The following is a 15838-nucleotide window of genomic DNA, read 5'->3' as shown; positions in this document are numbered from 1 at the left end:
GGGCGAGATGGTGCGCGTCGTCGCGCCCGGCGGCGTCGTCGTGATTCAGGAGTTCGGCCCGCGGACGCTCCGCGGGCGCGGCCTCGTCCTCGCCGAACGCGCCGTCGGGTTCGACTCGCAGTTCTGGACGGCCGACGAACTCTGCGACGTGCTGGAACGCGCCGGCCTGACTGCCCGAATCGTCTCCGAGGGATTCGAGTACGTCGTCGCCGGCCGCGTACCGGCCGCGACGACCGACGAGGAGTAGGGACTCGCAGTCACCGGACGCGGGGCGGGGTCGCCCTCACTCGTCGTCCGCGTCCGTCGTGGTGTCGATACCCAGCGCGGCGTTGCAGCCGCAGAATCCGGTCGCCGCGTTCTGTAGCAGTCCCGCGCCGGCGACGGCGGAGACGAGGGCGGTGACGCGCCGGTCGTCCAGATACGCCGCGACGGCGACGACGGTCAGCCAGACGCCGAGTACGCCCCTGAGGGCGCGGTCGGCGCCGCCGACGTTCCGTGGGCGGTCCATGCGAGACGCTACGGACGGACGGGACGTAATAGTTTGGCGCGGACACGTCCGCGGCGGGGCGGGCGTCCTTCGAACCTGCCGATAGCCTCGCTCTCGGCGCGTTCCGCTCGCACCCGCGCCGACCGACGCGTCCGAAAGCGAGAGAGTCATGTGGGGGCGTTCGGATGTGAGAGATATGGGAACCTCGAACGGTTCGTTCCTCGACCAACGACTCGACGCCGACGCCCTCCCACTCGCCGTGGGGGACTTCCTCGCGTTGGCGCTCGTGCTCACCATCGGTGTCGTGAACCACAACGGCGTGGACTACCTCTCGGCGGAACCGGTGGGGTGGCTCCTCACGCTCGTCCCGTTCCTCCTCGGGTGGGGTCTCTTCGGCGTCCTCATCGGCGCGTACTCCGCCGGCGCCGCGGAGACGGCGAAGGCGGCCATCCCGCTGGCGATTCGCGGGTGGATTCCGGGCGGGTTACTCGGACTCGGCCTCCGGGCGTCCCCCCTGTTCGAGGGCGGTTTCGCGTGGACGTTCGCCGCCGTCATCCTCGCGACGGGCCTCCTCGCCCTCGTCGCGTGGCGCTGGCTCTACTTCAAACTCCTCGGCTGACCGCGGCCGTCGCCGTCTCCTTCTGTGCGCTCGCTCGTCTCTCCGGGTCGTGTTGCCGTGTGAACAGTTATGTCGTCTGCTAGCGTCTCTCTATGGGTCGTACCATGACGAACAGTTGGGACGGAGGGAGACACCTCAAAGACGCGCTGCACAGCCTCGACCCCGAGAGAGACGCGGTGTTGACGGTTCGAATCCGAGGGGACCAGTCGTCGCTCGTCGACGTGCTGGAGCACGGGTTCCTCCCGCAACTCGTCTCCCCGGCCGAAGCGGACGACGGGTTGGACGACTACGTCGCGCTCGACGGTGAGTGGCGGAGTGGGACGGAGGGCGGGGAGCCGCTGGCACCGGAGCACCTCGGCTCGGCCGACACCACCTCGTTCGGCGGCGAGGGCGGCGGCGGGACCATCGGCGGCGACCCGCGGCCGAAGGAGGACCTCACCGCCACCGGCGGAGCCACGCTCGCCGGCGAACGCGGCGACGAGGAGTCGCATCCGGGCGTCGACGAGGGTGAGGGGAAGCCGGGCACGTCGAAGGGGAATCCGAGCCCGTCGTTCAGCCTCGCGTACGTCCTCGCCGAAGACGAACGTCGGTCGAGACGCGGTGCGTCGGCGGCGCCGCCGGTCACCGCGCCGACGTGGTCGTCCAGCTAACCCCCGACGACGGGGACGAAGCCGCCGAATGAGCCGACGGAGCCAGAAGTGAACCCGACACCGCTTCAATCGTTGCCGACCGTCGAGTCCGTCGTCGTCGCCAGCGTGCTCGTCGCACCGGGGTTCATCGCGACGACGATGGCCCTGAGCCTCTCGGGAGGCTTTCTCAACCGGAAGGTCGACGGCTTCGTGCTGTTGCTCTGGAGTCTCATCTCCAGTCTGCTGATAGACGCCGTCTACTTCGCCACCGGCGGCGACCCCGCGCCGATTACGAACCTGCTCGCCGAGGACGCCGCGGTGGGTGCCGCGTTGACCGACCTGTCCGAACTCGTGGTGGTGCTGTTCGGACTCGCACTCGTCCTCGGCGGCGCGTACGCCGTCGTCCTCGTGTACGACCTCCCCGACAGGGCGCGGGCGGTGCTGTGGAAGAGTCGCCAGATCAAACGCTCGCCCGAGTCGCCGTGGCTGAACCACCTGCGCGACGCCGACCGCGTGTTGATAGAACTCTCCGACGGCGAACAGTTCTACGGCGGCCTCAGGTACTACAGCACGGACGGCGACCCGCGTCGAGAGGTTCGCATCAACCGGCCGCTGCGCCGCGACGGCTGGGGAGCGCCGTGGGAGCCGCTCGACCTCACCGGCAACGCCGACGCGTTCTCGATCCTGCTCAACGCCGAGCACATCGAGAAGATAGTCGGCTACCCGAAGGTCGACTCGTTCAGACCGCTGCGGAACGCCGAGGCGTGGCGGGCCCGACTCCGGGCCGACTCGGACTACGACACGTTGCGGCGGACGCTGGCGGAGACGTTCACGCTGGCGGACGACGACGCCGTCGTCCACGAACTCGTCTACAAGAACAACTACAAGTGGCAGGTCGCGCTGATACCGCTGGTCCGCGACTGCCCGCCGGAGCGGGCGGGTGGGACGCTCCTCGCTGCCACCCAAGCCGGGTCCGGGGAGTTCGCCGTCGGTGCCGTGGTCGAACCGGCAGACGGGACCGCGCCGCCGACCGTCTACACCGTGTCCGAGGGAACCGTCCGCTCGCTCGTACTCGACGGCAACGAGTCGGAGTCGGAACACTTCGCCGCGTTCCAGTGGCTGCGCGACCTCTTCGCGGACCTCGACCACGTGGACGCCTCGAAGTTCGCGCACGCCCGCCGCTCGGAACTGTGGTGGCCCAGACAGTCGCTCCGGAAGCGGGCCGCGCGTCTGCTCCGGTCGGCGTCGGACGCCGTCCGATACGCCAGCCGAGACGTGTCGTATCCGTTCGAACGCGCGACGGCGCGGAGGGGACGGCCGTCGGGGCAGTCTCGTCTCGACTGCGGGAGCCGGTCGGACCCGCCGACCCCGAACCGGGGTCGACCGAGCCGGTGAACTCCTACTGGTTCGGGTTCGGGCGGACGGAACGACTGCTCGGCGGTCACGGAGCGGTCGGGTCAGAGCCGGACGAGTCGGAGCCGGACGAGTCGGAGCCGGACGAGTCGGAGTCGGACGGGCGGCCGAGACAGTCGTGAGGGGCGTCAGTCCGACGCCACTTCGGCGGCCGACGGCGACTCGCGCTTGCGGGCGAGGTAGAGGCCGAACAGGGCGCCGGCGACGGCGATGCCCGCGAGCGTCGTGAACAGCACCGCCGGCGTCGCGTACGTCAGGATTGCGCCGGCGAGAGCGCCGCCGAGGGCGCCGACGCCGAACACGCCGAGGTAGGTGAAGCCGTAGGAGAGGCCACGGGTCCCGGCGGGCGTGTACTCGGCGACGGTGGCCTGATAGAACGGCTGGATGACGAACAGGGAGAAGCCGAGGACGGCGCCGAAGGCGAGGAGGGGAACGAGGCCGGCGTTCACGACGGGGAGGAACAGCACCGCGAGGACGGCCAGCCCGCTGAACGCGCCGACGAGGCCCCACTCGAGGGGGACGCGGTCGGTGAGCTTCCCGCCCGCGTACTGGCCGAGGACGCCGACCATCAGGAGGCCGGAGTAGAAGTAGCGCTCGGGCTGGAGCGTCCGACCCGACCCGGCCTCGACGCCCAGGAGGTCCGAGACGCCGGCCGGCAGAAGCGTCGCCAGCGGGACGGCCGCGAACTGGTCGATTTCGGACAGCAGGTCGGGGAGGAACGTCAGGACGCCGCGGTAGTAGAGCCCCGAACTCATCACGACGAGGAAGACGACGACGAAGCCGCCCGCGACCAACCGCTTGGACTCCGAGACGAACTCCGCGAACGAGTCGACGCCGGCGTCGGCCTTCGAGGACCCGCCGGAGCCCGCGTCGACGGCGGCCGTCTCGTCGAACCGCGCGCGCAACGCGTAGGCGGCCGCACCGAGGGCGGGAAGCGCCAGCAGCATCGCCACCGTCGTCCAGTCGAGGAACATCAGGAGGACGGCGGTGAGGAGGGGGCCGAGGCCGATGCCGACGTTGCCGGCGATGCCGTGGTAGGCGAATCCCGTCCCGCGTTCGTCCACGCCCTTCGAGATGAGGCGAGGCCGGCCGGGTGGTAGACGCTCGCGGCCGCCCCCCAGCAGAGCAGGGCCAGCGTGACGACGAGCAGGTTCGGCGAGAGACCGAGGAGGACGAACGACCCGGCCATGCCGAACAGACAGACGGAGATGAGCCGCCGCGACCCGATGCGGTCCACGAGGACGCCGCCCGGAAGCGCCCCGAGGCCGAACAGCCCGTAGCCGGCGGTCACGACCAACCCGAGCGTCGCCGCCGTCACCTCCAACTGCGTCAGTCCGAGGTTGACGACGTCGAACTCCGTCAGCCAGATGGAGACGAAGATGGGGATGGACAGTTCGTACGTGTGCACCATCCCGTGGGCGAGCATCACGAGCGCAACTATCGAACGGTCGTTCCGGTTCACGTCGGTGAGTCGAACGACGGCACAGTTGAACGCTCCGATGTGGGCAGTCTGTGAGTCTCCGCGACCGGAGTCCGGTTCGTCGCCGGAGAGACTGTATTTCTATCTGTAGATAAAGGACTGAAAAATGAACTCAAAAATGCTGTGATACCGCTTCGACATCATAAGTTATAGAAATAGTATCTGGATATGACTGCGACTGTATGGGTCAGGCATGGGAAAGAATTATATCACCTGTCTTCGTAGTAATACATGTATTATGACAGGGTACTACGACTACGTTCTCGGCCTCATTCCTGTGGCACTCCTCGGTCTCACCGGAACGCTGACCACCGCCGGATTCGGCCTCACCCAGGCCGTCCCAATCGCCGCGGGCGTCGCCGCCTGCATCGTCGGCCACGCGCTGTTCGTCAACGGGCCCGTCCCCACCCAGACGCGACGCCCCATCGATACGAACAGTTCGGCCAACTCGAACTCGAACCCCGCGACGCCCGTCGACGCGGACTAGTCGTCCGACCCTGTCACACCGACGACCCGTCCGCGACTATCGATTCTCGACCAACTTCCTTCCGACACCGCACTTCGCGTGAGCCCCGGCGCTCGCCTCGGGTGGCTCTCGCACCGACGCTTCCCGGCCCGACGGTCGCACGAACCACGTCGGGACCGCCGACGCCCGCACGTTCATCACGCTGGCCCGCGTTGGGCCGCCCATGACTGAGACGCTGTTTCTGACGAGCGACGACGTGTCGGGTCTGGCGACTCCCGCGGAGTTCGTCGACGCCGTGCGAGAGGGGTACAGACAACGAGGCGAGGGCGCGCAGGCCGAACCGCGGACGAAACTCACGAACGAGGACCCGCCGGGCTTTCTCACCACGTACGCCGCCGTCCTCCCGGACACGGGGGCGATGGGCGGCTACACGTACAGCGCCGGATTCGGCGCGGGTGACGCCTGGTTCATGACTCCACTGTTCGACGCGGAGTCGGGCGAACCGCTCGCACTCGTGGACGGCGCGAGCATGAACCCGTTCAGACCGGTGCCGCGGGCGCCGTGGCCGTCGACGCACTCGCGCGCGAGGACGCGACGTCGGTCGCCATCATCGGAAGCGGCGCACAGGCCCGCGGACAACTCCGCGCGACGGCGACGGTCCGCGACGTCGAGACGGTGTGGGTCTACTCTCCGACGAAGGAACACCGCGAGGAGTTCGCCGGGGAGATGGACCGCCGACTCGACGCCAGCGTTGCCGCCGTCGCCTCGGCGGCCGCCGCGGTGGAGGGCGCGGACGTCGTCGTCACGGCGACGAACGCTTCCGCCCCCGTCTTCGACGGCGAGAGACTGGAACCGGGCACGCACGTCACCGCGATGGGGCAGTACACCCCCGGCAAGCGCGAACTCGACACGACGACCATCGAACGCGCGAAGTACGTTCCCGACTTGCGGGCGCGCGCGACGCAGGACGCCGGGTCGTTCCTCCACGCCGTCGAGGAGGGCGTGGTGGACGAAGACCACGTCTACGCCGAACTCGGCGAAATCGTCGCCGGCGAGGTGCCGGGCCGCGAGGACGACGAGGAGATTACCGTCTTCGACAGCGGTGGCACCGGCATCGAAACCGTCGCCGGCGCGTACCTCCTCTACGAGAAGGCGACGGCGGAGGGACTGGGGACGACCCTCGACTTCGCGCCCGCGAGCGAGGCGCTGACCGGGGAGTGAGGCGCTGCTGACGAACGTAGCGTCGAGCGAGTGAGACGCCTCGCCGTCGGCGCGTGTGACGGAGCGTCGCCGCCCGTTCCACAGCCGATGCGGCGGACTACAACGAGAGGCGGGCCACCCGGGCCGTGGTCCGCAGGACGCGCGGCATCGCCGAGAGGGCGGCGGCGCAGACGACTGCGGGCACGAGGACGCCGGGGACGAACGACCCCCAGACGAGTTGCGCGCGACGCCGAGATACGTCGCCCCGGCCACGACGAGACTGTAGTACGCGGAGCGCGCGGGCATCGTCCCGAAGTGACCCGGCGACGGCCACGTCGCGTCGCCGACGTACCCGCCGCGGAAGGCGGCGACGGCGAACGGACTCACGCAGAGGGCGGTCATCGCCGACAGCGACACCGCCTCCGCCGGCCGGGCGGCCAGAAGCATCCACAGCGTCGGCACGACGAGCGCCGATATCTCCATCCCGGCGAAGAACGTCAGGTCGAGGTACCGGTCGACCCGCCGTATCGCCGCCGACGCTGCACCGCGTTCCATGCAAGACGTTGGCACTCTCCGGGCAAAGGCGTTCTGCCGACGTTCGAGGCGGCGGGCGTCCGCACGAGTGGCGCGGGCCGACAGCGGGCGCGCCTCACTGCAACCGATAGCGGAGGATGGCCGCGATGCCGCCGAGGTTCTCAGTTGGCGGCCGGGGTCGAACTCCGAGGAGAAGACGGCGACGTCGCCGCCCTGCCGTTCGACGCTCTGGATGACCTCGTTCACGTCCACGTCCCAGTCGCCCTGCCCCTGTCGTTCCTCGCGCAGGCGTTCGTCGAGGACGAGGAGCGTCTCCACCGCGCCGAACTCGGCGGCTTCGGCGACTGCCTCGATTCCGTAGGCCACCTTCTCGCCCGTGGCGATGCCCTCCATCAGGTCGTCGATGAGGTCGGCCTCCTTCGAGATGCGCGTCTGCGTCTGCACCTCGTCCACCGCGCCGCGCTTCAGCACCTCGTGGACGCCCCTGTCGCCGACGCTGGAGGTGTCCACGACGGTCATCTTCTCGGCCACGTCGGGGTGGTTCTCCGCGACGTAGTCGCGGGCGTCCTGCTTCGTGAACCCCGGTCCCGCGAGGATGATGGCGTCCACGTCCATCCGCGACAGGGCCTTCCCGAGTTCCGCGAACAACTCCGACCGCGGGCGGGCGTACTCGCCCTTCCCCGTCGGCGCGGTGAACGAGAAGCGCTCCTCGGTGCCGTACTGCGCGACGGTGTGGATGTGTGCCTCGCCCTCCTCGACGGTGGCGATGACCACGTCGGGGTTCTCGGCGGCCTCCTCGGCCTCCTCGATGCGGTCGATCTGGTCCGGCTTGAAGTGCTTCTCGATGGTCACCTCGTCGTGTTCTTCGACGTTCAGCGTGTGGTGGTGCCCGAGTTGGTCCTCGCGGGAACAGCCGACTATCTCGCCGCCGACGCGGAGGCGGTTGGCGAAGCGCGCGAACTCCACGTCGCCGACGCTGATTGTGACGTGCATGTGTTCGCGTTGGCCGCCCGTGTCCCGCATCTGGTCGTCGTCTCGCTGGATGCGGCGAGTGGTGTCGCCGGAGACCAAATCGCCCGACTCGAGGACGTGCGAGAGGTGCCAGAGGTCGTCCACGTTCTCGGGGACGAGCGTGATGCGTTCGCGGCCCTCCTCGCCGCGTCCGCGACTCGAAATGCGCATGTCGGACGTGCGGGGCCGGCGGGGAAAGGTGCTGCTATACCGTCCGTTCAGTAGTCGGACTCGACCACACCGCGACGCTTCTTCCCGAGACCCTCGGCGAACCCGCGGCCGAACAGGTAGTAGGTGACGACCTGCGCGTAGAAGATGACGAAGATACCCACGAGGACGACTGAGAGTGCCGCGCCGACGGTACCGAGGACGACACCGACGACGATGGCCAACACCCACGCCTTGAAGTACTCGCCCGTCGTCGCCGCCGCGACGATGGTCGAGACGTCGAACGCCGCCCCGAGGGAGTCCTCGACGGCGAAGTTGGCGTACCCGGCGGGGGCGAAGTAGCCGACGAGGAGGCCGAACAGGCCGACGACGGCGAACCCGAGGAGCGTGGCGACCCCGAACGCGGCGCTCGGACCGGTCGTGGGGTCGGAGAAGAGCGCGGAACCGAATCCGAGGACGACGCCCACGAGAGCCATCGGGACGAACACGAGGAGGCCGTACACGAGGCTGACGAGGAATAGCTTGAGTCCGTCCACGACGAGGCCCCCCCAGTCCGTGAACGACGGGGCGGCCTCTTCGCCCTTCGCCGCACTCCGCATGACGCGGAGCGAGTAGCCCTGCACGACGAACACCGGGAGGACGAGGACGCTGAGGACGCTGAGCAGCCCACCGATGAGAATCGTCGGTATCCAGTCCGAACTGTTCCGCGGGTACGACAGGGCGTCACCTAGCATCGGCCGAATCGACACCCGTCGATAAGTTAACTCTTTATCAAAAGTCGTGTTCCGCTCAGATAGCGGCCTGTTCGTCGGGCCGTTCCTCGCTCTCGCGCATCTCGATGTCGTGGAGTTCGCCCCACGCGGTCCCGATGAGGTAGTACGCGGCCACCGCGGCGTAGAAGCCGAGGAACCCGCCGGCGATGAGGCCGAGCACCGGGATGGCGTTCAGACGCCCGCGACCAACGCGCCGACGAAGATGACGGCGAAGCCGCTCACCCACGCCGTGAAGTACTTACCCGAGGTGAGGATGGGGCGCAGGTCGCCGAACGAGAACGCCTTGCCCATCTGGTCGGTCTCCGCGAAGTTCGCGACGGCCGCCGGGATGACGTACGCCGCCAGCAGGCCGAGGACGAACGAGACGAGGAGGCCCACGAGGATGCCGAGGCCGCCGAGAGCGGCCAGTCCGCTCGACCCCGCCGCGTCGCCCATCACGATGGTGAAGACGGCACCGCCGACCAGCACGCCGGCGATGAGCGTCGGGACGAACCCGTAGACGATGGCGATGACCGCGGCCTTCAGGCCGTCTACCGCCAAGTCACCCCATTCGTCGAACGCCGGCGGTTGCTCGTCGCCGTGCATCGTCGCGCGGACGACCCGGACGAGATACCCCGCGACCAGAATCGTGGGGACGATGAGGACGCTGAGGAGGCTGAGGACGCCACCGATGAGGACCGTCTTTACCCAGTCTTCGTCGTTTCGTAGGTAGTTGAGTGAATCGCTAATCATGTTGTTTCACGAGCGCGCTCGCGTCCGCACTCGCATCGGCCAGGTAGCCGTTCGCTATCGTGCATCCGTCTCGACGGTCGTGAGGACGGAGTGTGCGCTCGGGGGAAGATACGTCGGTTCACGAGATAAATATAGACCCGTACAGTCGGAATAACTGAGTATTAGGTCCGCTACGGCGGAGTCTCTCAGTCGTCCAGCAGTTCGCTCCCGCCCGGGGGGAGGAACTCCTGAATCTTGTCCGGGCTGGCCACCTTCCGGACGAACGACTGGTCGGCGAACGTCTCCTTGAAGCGGCGGTACACCATCTTCGCGGCGTCGTTCTGCGCGTAGCGACCGGGTTGCAGGCGGACGGCCGTCTCCACACGGCCCTCGATGGCCGTCGGTGGGCCGCCCAGCACGCGCGTCTCGCCCTCGCACTGAACGCCGACGAGAACCTCCGCCGCCACGTCGCGGAAGTACGTCCGGTCGCCGCGGATGACGAACGACCCCTTCTCGATGTACTCGCCGGACTCGGGCGCTTCGACACCTGGTCGGGCGTCACCATGTACGCCTCGCCCTCGAATCGACCCTCCTTCCACGTCGAGGAGTACGAGACGGCGAACTGCGCCGCCTCCCGCTTCGTCGAGTCGGGGAACTCCACCGCCTGCGACGGTTCGGAGGGGCCCGTCGCCTTCACGACGGTGACGGGGCCGCCGTGCGCCTGCGTGTGGAAGAACAGGTCGTGTTTGTTCAGGTACTTCTTGACTATCTCCTCGTTCTGGTCGGCGTTGCGGCCGCCGATGACGAGGTAGCCGTCGGAGGTGCGGAACCAGCGGAACCGCTCGTACCAGTGCTCTTCGGTGCGGAGGGGGATGGACGAACGCGAGAGCCAGTCGACGTCCTCGGGTTCCGACTCCTCGTCTTCCTCCTCTTCGTCGTCGTCGGCCTCCCACGCGTCGCGGCGGGCCTTCACTTCGGCCAGTTCCTCGCGGGTGTCCTCGATGGCCGCCTGCGCGCCTTCCTTCTTCCCCTCGACGCGCTTGGCCTCCGTGTAGAGCCTGTCGGCGTTCTTCTCGACGCCGGTGTCCACCTCGACTTCGACCCGCGTGCCGTCGAGTTCGACGGTGACGGTGCCCTCCGCGCCGTCGACATCGACGACTGCCTCGGCGGCGGGGATGCCGCGTTCGGCCCCGTCTTCGAGCGTCTGACGGATTTCGTCCCACGGCACGTCCTCCTCGCGGGCCGAGCGAACCGTCGACAGCACCTCGTCCACCAGGTCGTAGTTGGCGTACAGCAGTTCGGCGCGTTCGCGTTCCGTCTGCGCCTGTTGCTCGAACCCCTCGATGGCTCCCTCCTGTTGCTCGATGATGCGCTGTTTCTTCTCTATCTCGGCCTCGAAGTCCGGGCGGTTCGACCCCGGTTCCTCCTCGGGTTCGTCCTCGGCGGTGCGGTCCAGTCGGTAGAAGTACTCGTCGAGGGCGTCGTTGAACGAGTCGTGCGACTCGCTGTTCAGCCCCTCGGCCGCGTGTTCTTCGAGGGGGAACGGCGTCGCGTCCACGACGGCGCCGTCCTCCTCGTACACGCGCGGGTCGAAGTCGCCCGACTTGAGGCGTTCGTGGAACGACTGGATGGCGTCGTAGACGGCGCGGAACTCCTCGTCGCCGGCGTCGGCGATGTCCATCGTCTTCTCGCGCCCGCGCGGGTGCAGAACTCCTCGGCGTACAGGCCGCCGAGGTTCACCTGCGTCGCCAGCGTCCGCACCACGTCGGTGTCGGAGTCCTCCATGCGACGCTTGAACCCCTCGTAACTCACCGTGAACGGATGGAGCCGGGAGGAGGGGAACTCGTACTGCGCGCCGGGGGCGACGGTCCGGGACTTCAGCCGCACCGTCTCCAGACTGCGGACGACTTCGCCCGTCTCGTCGAGGACGGCGACGTTGCCCTGTCCGAACAACTCGACGACGATAGTGGTGTCCTCGTCGTCGCGTTCGAAGTCGAACGAGAGAATGCGGTCGAACTCGTACTGCTCGACGCCCGCGAAGTCGGCTCCGCTGAGGCGGTTCCGAAGCATCATCGCGAAGTTCGGCGGCCGCCCGGGAGCGTCCGGCACGTGTTCCGGTTTGGCCGTGTGCGCCCGTTTCACGTCGCCGACTTCGACGATGAGTTCGACGCGACCCCGGTCGAAGTCGCGCATCCGCAGGCGAAGCAGGTCGTCGCCGTAGAGATAGGCCTTGTCGACCTTCGCCCCCTCGTACCGATTCAACTCGGTGACGAGGGCCGAGAGGTCGACGCTCGTCACTCCCGCTTCGGGTCCATACCCCCGCATTCACGGGCGCGGCTGAAAAGCCGCACGTTCGGGCGACGCGCGTGGCGGGCTACGTGCCGTCCGCGGCCGTCCCCCACCCGAATCGCGCGCGAGTCGGCGGACGCCCGCGCCGACGACGAACCCGACGGCGCCGCAGACGACGGCGAAGATGGTTCCGAACGCGAGGCTCTCGGCGACGGTGTTCTGCGGCGTCGTGAGGCTGAACAGCGCAAGCGGCAGGTAGAAGCCGAGACTCGGCCCGCTCGCGAGGGCGACGCTGACGAGGAGGCCGTCGTTCAGGAACGCGCCGACGGCGGCCACGAGGACGCAGATGGCGACGAGTGCGGGGAGGAACAGTCCGAACGGGACGGAGAGGCTCCCGACGAGTCTCGGCGGCAGGTGCAGGAAGAAGACGACGAGGAACAGTCCCGCGGCCACCGCGGTGAGGCGCACCGACTGCTCGGGGTCGCGCCCGAGAACGAGCGACTGTATCGTCGTCGACGGGGTGCCCGAGGCCATACCGACACGTTCGTCGAAGCGAGTGTTGAGTCTTTGCCCGAAGCCGAAACGCTCAGTCGGGAGGGGGCCGTTGGGTGAGACGTGACCGACCGGAACGAAGACGGCGAGACGGACGAGAACGCCGCGGCCGGCGCGACGGACGGGGACGACCCGTCCGAGTCGCCGCGAACGGGCGTGTTCGTCGCCGAGACGGAGGCGGAACGCGACGACGCCTTCTCGATTCGCCGCGAGGTGTTCGTCGAGGAACAGGGCGTCGCCGAGGAACTGGAGTGGGACGAGCACGACGAACCGGACGCCGACGCGACGCACCTCGTCGCCTACGACGACGACACCGTCGTCGGCGCGGCGCGGATACGCGCGTACGACGAGGAGACGGCCAAGGTCGAACGCGTCGTCGTCGCCGAGGACAGGCGCGGCGAAGGCTGGGGCCGCCGCGTGATGGCCGCCGCCGAACGCGAGGCCCGCGAGGTGGGGTTCTCGCGGGTGCGGCTCAACGCTCAGCGGCGCGTCCAGCCGTTCTACGAGTCGCTCGGTTACAGCGCGTTCGGCGACGAGTTCGACGACGCCGGCATCCCGCACATCGCGATGCAGAAGTCGCTGTGACGCCGGCCGTCTCGACGGTCCGCGGGTCGGGTCGACTCTCCCGTCGGCCGGTCGGAAGGCGGTCGGCCGAGACGCGCCAGTCCGCCGGCCTCAGTCGGTCGTACTGACCGACGTCGGCGGCTCCTCGCTCTCGACGCCGTCGCGGACGGCGAACCCACCGGCCTCCTCGCGTCCCGCGAGTTCTCGCTGCGGGTAGGGTATCTTGATTCCCCGGCCGTCGAACGCCTCCTTTACCGCCTGCACGACGGCCGCGTTCGCCTTCGCGCGCCGAGGCGCGGACGGGTGCTTTATCCAGAAGCGAACTGTGAGCCCGACCGCCGAGTCGCCGAACGTCGTCGGGAGGACGTTCGGTGCCGGCACGTCCGCGACGACGCCCAGGTCTTCGACGGCCGCCTCCGCGACGCCGACGGCTAGATCGAGGTCCGTCTCGTAGTCGACGCCGACCTCCACGGTGAGGCGGAGTTGGTCCCGGCGCGTCCGGTTCGTGATGGTCGCCTTCGTCACGCGGTCGTTCGGGAACACCACCGACTCGCCGTCGAAGTTCCGCAGACGGGTGTTGATGATGGTGATGTCCGAGACGATGCCCTCCTCGCCGTCTATCTCCACCCAGTCGCCGATCTCGAACGGTCGGGAGAACATCAGGACGAACCCGGCGATGAGCGACCCGAGCGTCTGTCTGGCGGCCATCCCGACGACGATGCCGAGGAAGCCGGCACCGACGAGGAGGCTGCCGAGTTCGGCGTCCCAGACGGTCAGGGTCGCCAGTCCCACCGCGAGGAGGACGACCAACTGGAGGACGCGGAAGACGATGCCCTCCTGATGTTCGTTGATGCGGTCCGAGCCGGCGGCGTAGGCCGTCAGCCACGACTCCAGGGCGTCGATGCCGACGTACGCGCCGACGAACAGCGCCGCCGTCAGGAGGACGCGCCCCGCGACCGGCGCGAGACTCGCGAGCAACACCGTCGCCGCGAGTGCGAGGTCCTCGCGCCCCCAGACGACGAGGACGGCCAGCGTCGCGGCGACGAACACGCCCGTCTGGAGCGTTCGCACGACCACCGACGGCGGGAGCACCCACCGCGCCTCGGACACCGAGTCGGGTATCCGCGGGTCCGACAGCACCCGGTCGTCCAACTCGCGGGCGGCGCGGGTCACCGCCCGCGGTGCGAGCAACAGTGCGACAGTGACGGCAGAGCCGACGAGCACCGCCGTCGCGCCGAGACGCGCCTCGGTCGTCGCCACCTGCGCCAGCGAGGACCGGGCCGTCGCGAGGAACTCCCCCACCTGCATCAGGACCGCCCCCGGAACCGCACGGCAGTCGCGTCGCGTCCCATATCGTCGTAGAGGCGGAGGCGGTTACGTATAAGTCCGACGGACAGAAATCAAATCTGATACGTCTGCCGTCGGAACGGCGGACTCACTCGCGCTCTGTTTCGACCGCTTCGGTCCGCCGTTCGACGCTCACCTCGAGGTCCTCACGCGTCTCGACTTCGAGGAGTCGTTCCAGTTTCGCCTCGAACTGCGCGTCCGAGAGTCCCCGCGAGCGTACCGTTCCCGGAGCGTCGCGAGGGCGTCGTCGGCCGGTTCGTCGGGCGTCGCCGCGCGCGTCGAGGTGTCCGTCTCGTCGTCGTCGCGGACGGCGACGGCGACGAGTCCGACCGCGAGGGCGCAGAAGCCGATGCCGACGATTGGCGCGCCCGTGAGGAGGAACCCGAGGCCGACGGCGACGAGGACGAACCCGGCGGCACCCACCCAGGCGGGACCGCGAAGCGAGACCATGTCCGAGGATTCGTGGCGAGCCTCAAAAGTCGTCGCACTCGCCGGCGGCGGTCGAACCGCCGCCCCGCGGCGGGTCCGGGTCACCACAACCCACTTTTTCCGGGGGCTCGCTCCGCTCGCCCCCGCAAAACCTGGTGGAAAAAACCGCCACACCTCAGAACCGCTTCGAGACGTACGGCCCGTCCTGATGGTACCCCAACTTCTGCTTGTAGTACTCGCGGACGCCGATACCGGAGATGACGCTCACCTTGTCGTAGCCGGCGTCGCGCGCCATCTCCTCGGCGTGGCCGAGGAGGCGGCGGCCGTACCCCTTGTGCTGCCAGTCGCCGTCGCCGCCCAGTCCGACTTCGGAGCCGTACACGTGGAGTTCGCGGACGAGGGCGGCGTCCGCCAACTCCCGCCGGACCGGGTCGTGCGGGAATCGGAGGCGACAGAAGCCGACCAGCAGGTCCTCGGCGGGGTCCTCGAACGACATGAAGTGTTCGGTCCCCTCGGCCGCCTCGTACGTCTCCACCTGCAGTTCGACGCGTTCGGGGTCCGGGTCGGCGTCGTTCATCCCCACCTCGCGGGCGCGGATGTCGTTCACCTCGATGCCCTTCTCCTCGGCGCGTTGCTCGGCGAGTTGGCGGAGGTTCGACTTCCAGACGCCCGCGTCGATGAAGTCCGCCGGGATGTCCCGCTGGACGCGTTGGAGGCGCGTGTACTTCGGAATCATCCCCATCACCTCGGCGACGACGTCCGCGGCCTCCTCGTTGTCCAGCGGGTCGTACTCGTCGCGCCGCCACATGTCGTAGGTGATGGTGTCGCGGACGACGAGCGTCGGGTATATCTTCAGGTAGTCCGGCCGCCAGTCGGCGTTCTCGAACAGTTGCCGGAAGTCCTCGACGCACATCTCCTTCGACATGCCGGGCTGGCCGGGCATCATGTGGAAGCCCACCTTGAACGCCGAGTCGCGGAGGCGGCGGTTGGCGTCCAGCGACGCCTGCACGCCGTGCCCGCGGTGCATCTCGCGGTTGATGCGCTCGTACGTCGTCTGGACGCCGACTTCCACCTTCGTCGCCCCCAGGTCGAGCATCCGGTCTATCTGCTCGGGGTCGCACCAGTCGGGCTTCGTCTCGAACGTCGTCCCGATGTTTCGCACGTCG

Annotated in this window: 12 protein-coding genes and 6 pseudogenes; 7 read left to right on the top strand and 11 right to left on the bottom strand. The window is 68.6% G+C overall.

The genetic code is table 11. The features are described from left to right. Positions 1-247 (top strand): annotated as a pseudogene (locus GJ632_RS10220) (methyltransferase type 11); the annotation flags it as partial. A gap of 36 nt (positions 248-283) precedes the next feature. Here the strand turns inward: GJ632_RS10220 and GJ632_RS10215 are convergent. After that, a complete protein-coding gene (locus tag GJ632_RS10215; RefSeq protein ID WP_191452857.1) occupies positions 284-508 on the bottom strand; it encodes a DUF2892 domain-containing protein in 225 nt (74 codons plus the stop codon). Positions 509-683: 175 nt separating this feature from the next. Here GJ632_RS10215 and GJ632_RS10210 point away from each other — a divergent pair, with 175 nt between their 5' ends. The 3 genes from GJ632_RS10210 to GJ632_RS10200 all read left to right on the top strand — a co-directional run bounded on the left by GJ632_RS10210 (position 684) and on the right by GJ632_RS10200 (position 3130). Beyond that, positions 684-1106: a DUF3054 domain-containing protein gene (locus tag GJ632_RS10210; RefSeq protein WP_089807318.1), complete on the top strand. Its 423-nt coding sequence runs from the start codon at positions 684-686 to the stop codon at positions 1104-1106. Between the two features lie 92 nt (positions 1107-1198). Further along, positions 1199-1756 carry a hypothetical protein gene (locus GJ632_RS10205; RefSeq protein ID WP_191452856.1) on the top strand — a complete coding sequence of 186 codons (558 nt, stop codon included), beginning with the start codon at positions 1199-1201 and terminating at the stop codon, positions 1754-1756. A 72-nt stretch (positions 1757-1828) separates the two neighbouring features. Next, a complete protein-coding gene (locus GJ632_RS10200; protein WP_191452855.1) occupies positions 1829-3130 on the top strand; it encodes a DUF6338 family protein in 1302 nt (433 codons plus the stop codon). 146 nt (positions 3131-3276) lie between these two features. Here the strand turns inward: GJ632_RS10200 and GJ632_RS10195 are convergent. After that, a pseudogene (locus GJ632_RS10195) lies at positions 3277-4574 on the bottom strand (MFS transporter). Between the two features lie 292 nt (positions 4575-4866). Between GJ632_RS10195 and GJ632_RS10190 the strand changes: the two are divergent. Together GJ632_RS10190 and GJ632_RS10185 are read left to right on the top strand one after the other, a co-directional pair. Continuing rightward, positions 4867-5115, top strand: coding sequence for a hypothetical protein (locus tag GJ632_RS10190; protein ID WP_191452854.1), 249 nt, complete (start codon positions 4867-4869; stop codon positions 5113-5115). 202 nt (positions 5116-5317) lie between these two features. Then, positions 5318-6315, top strand: a pseudogene (locus tag GJ632_RS10185) (ornithine cyclodeaminase family protein). 97 nt (positions 6316-6412) lie between these two features. Here GJ632_RS10185 and GJ632_RS25350 read toward each other — a convergent pair. The 6 genes and pseudogenes from GJ632_RS25350 to GJ632_RS10155 all read right to left on the bottom strand — a co-directional run bounded on the left by GJ632_RS25350 (position 6413) and on the right by GJ632_RS10155 (position 12314). Further along, on the bottom strand, positions 6413-6628 hold the full coding sequence (locus GJ632_RS25350; RefSeq protein ID WP_343161119.1) for a hypothetical protein: 216 nt from the start codon (positions 6626-6628) through the stop codon (positions 6413-6415). A gap of 315 nt (positions 6629-6943) precedes the next feature. Continuing rightward, positions 6944-8010, bottom strand: a pseudogene (locus GJ632_RS10175) (mRNA surveillance protein pelota). A gap of 47 nt (positions 8011-8057) precedes the next feature. Further along, a complete protein-coding gene (locus GJ632_RS10170) occupies positions 8058-8741 on the bottom strand; it encodes a DUF4013 domain-containing protein (protein WP_191452853.1) in 684 nt (227 codons plus the stop codon). Between the two features lie 55 nt (positions 8742-8796). Next, positions 8797-9512 (bottom strand): annotated as a pseudogene (locus tag GJ632_RS10165) (DUF4013 domain-containing protein). 185 nt (positions 9513-9697) lie between these two features. Continuing rightward, positions 9698-11806, bottom strand: a pseudogene (rqcH, locus tag GJ632_RS10160) (ribosome rescue protein RqcH). Between the two features lie 10 nt (positions 11807-11816). Continuing rightward, positions 11817-12314, bottom strand: coding sequence for a hypothetical protein (locus GJ632_RS10155; RefSeq protein WP_191452852.1), 498 nt, complete (start codon positions 12312-12314; stop codon positions 11817-11819). A gap of 81 nt (positions 12315-12395) precedes the next feature. Between GJ632_RS10155 and GJ632_RS10150 the strand changes: the two genes are divergently transcribed. Further along, positions 12396-12917, top strand: coding sequence for a GNAT family N-acetyltransferase (locus tag GJ632_RS10150; RefSeq protein WP_089807297.1), 522 nt, complete (start codon positions 12396-12398; stop codon positions 12915-12917). Positions 12918-13007: 90 nt separating this feature from the next. On the opposite strand, the gene GJ632_RS10145 is transcribed toward GJ632_RS10150, so the two are convergent. The 3 genes from GJ632_RS10145 to GJ632_RS10135 all read right to left on the bottom strand — a co-directional run. Continuing rightward, on the bottom strand, positions 13008-14204 hold the full coding sequence (locus tag GJ632_RS10145; protein WP_191452851.1) for a mechanosensitive ion channel family protein: 1197 nt from the start codon (positions 14202-14204) through the stop codon (positions 13008-13010). A gap of 171 nt (positions 14205-14375) precedes the next feature. Further along, entirely contained in the window at positions 14376-14693 is a 318-nt protein-coding gene (locus GJ632_RS10140) for a hypothetical protein (RefSeq protein WP_231751470.1), read from the bottom strand. A gap of 154 nt (positions 14694-14847) precedes the next feature. Continuing rightward, positions 14848-15838 (bottom strand): tRNA uridine(34) 5-carboxymethylaminomethyl modification radical SAM/GNAT enzyme Elp3 (locus GJ632_RS10135; RefSeq protein ID WP_191452850.1); only part of this gene is annotated, 991 nt, incomplete at its 5' end.

This window comes from Halogeometricum sp. CBA1124, assembly GCF_009741955.1.
Lineage (GTDB): Archaea > Halobacteriota > Halobacteria > Halobacteriales > Haloferacaceae > Halogeometricum > Halogeometricum rufum.
Note: the sequence above shows the minus strand (reverse complement) of the source record. Positions and strands in the feature narration are given on the sequence as shown.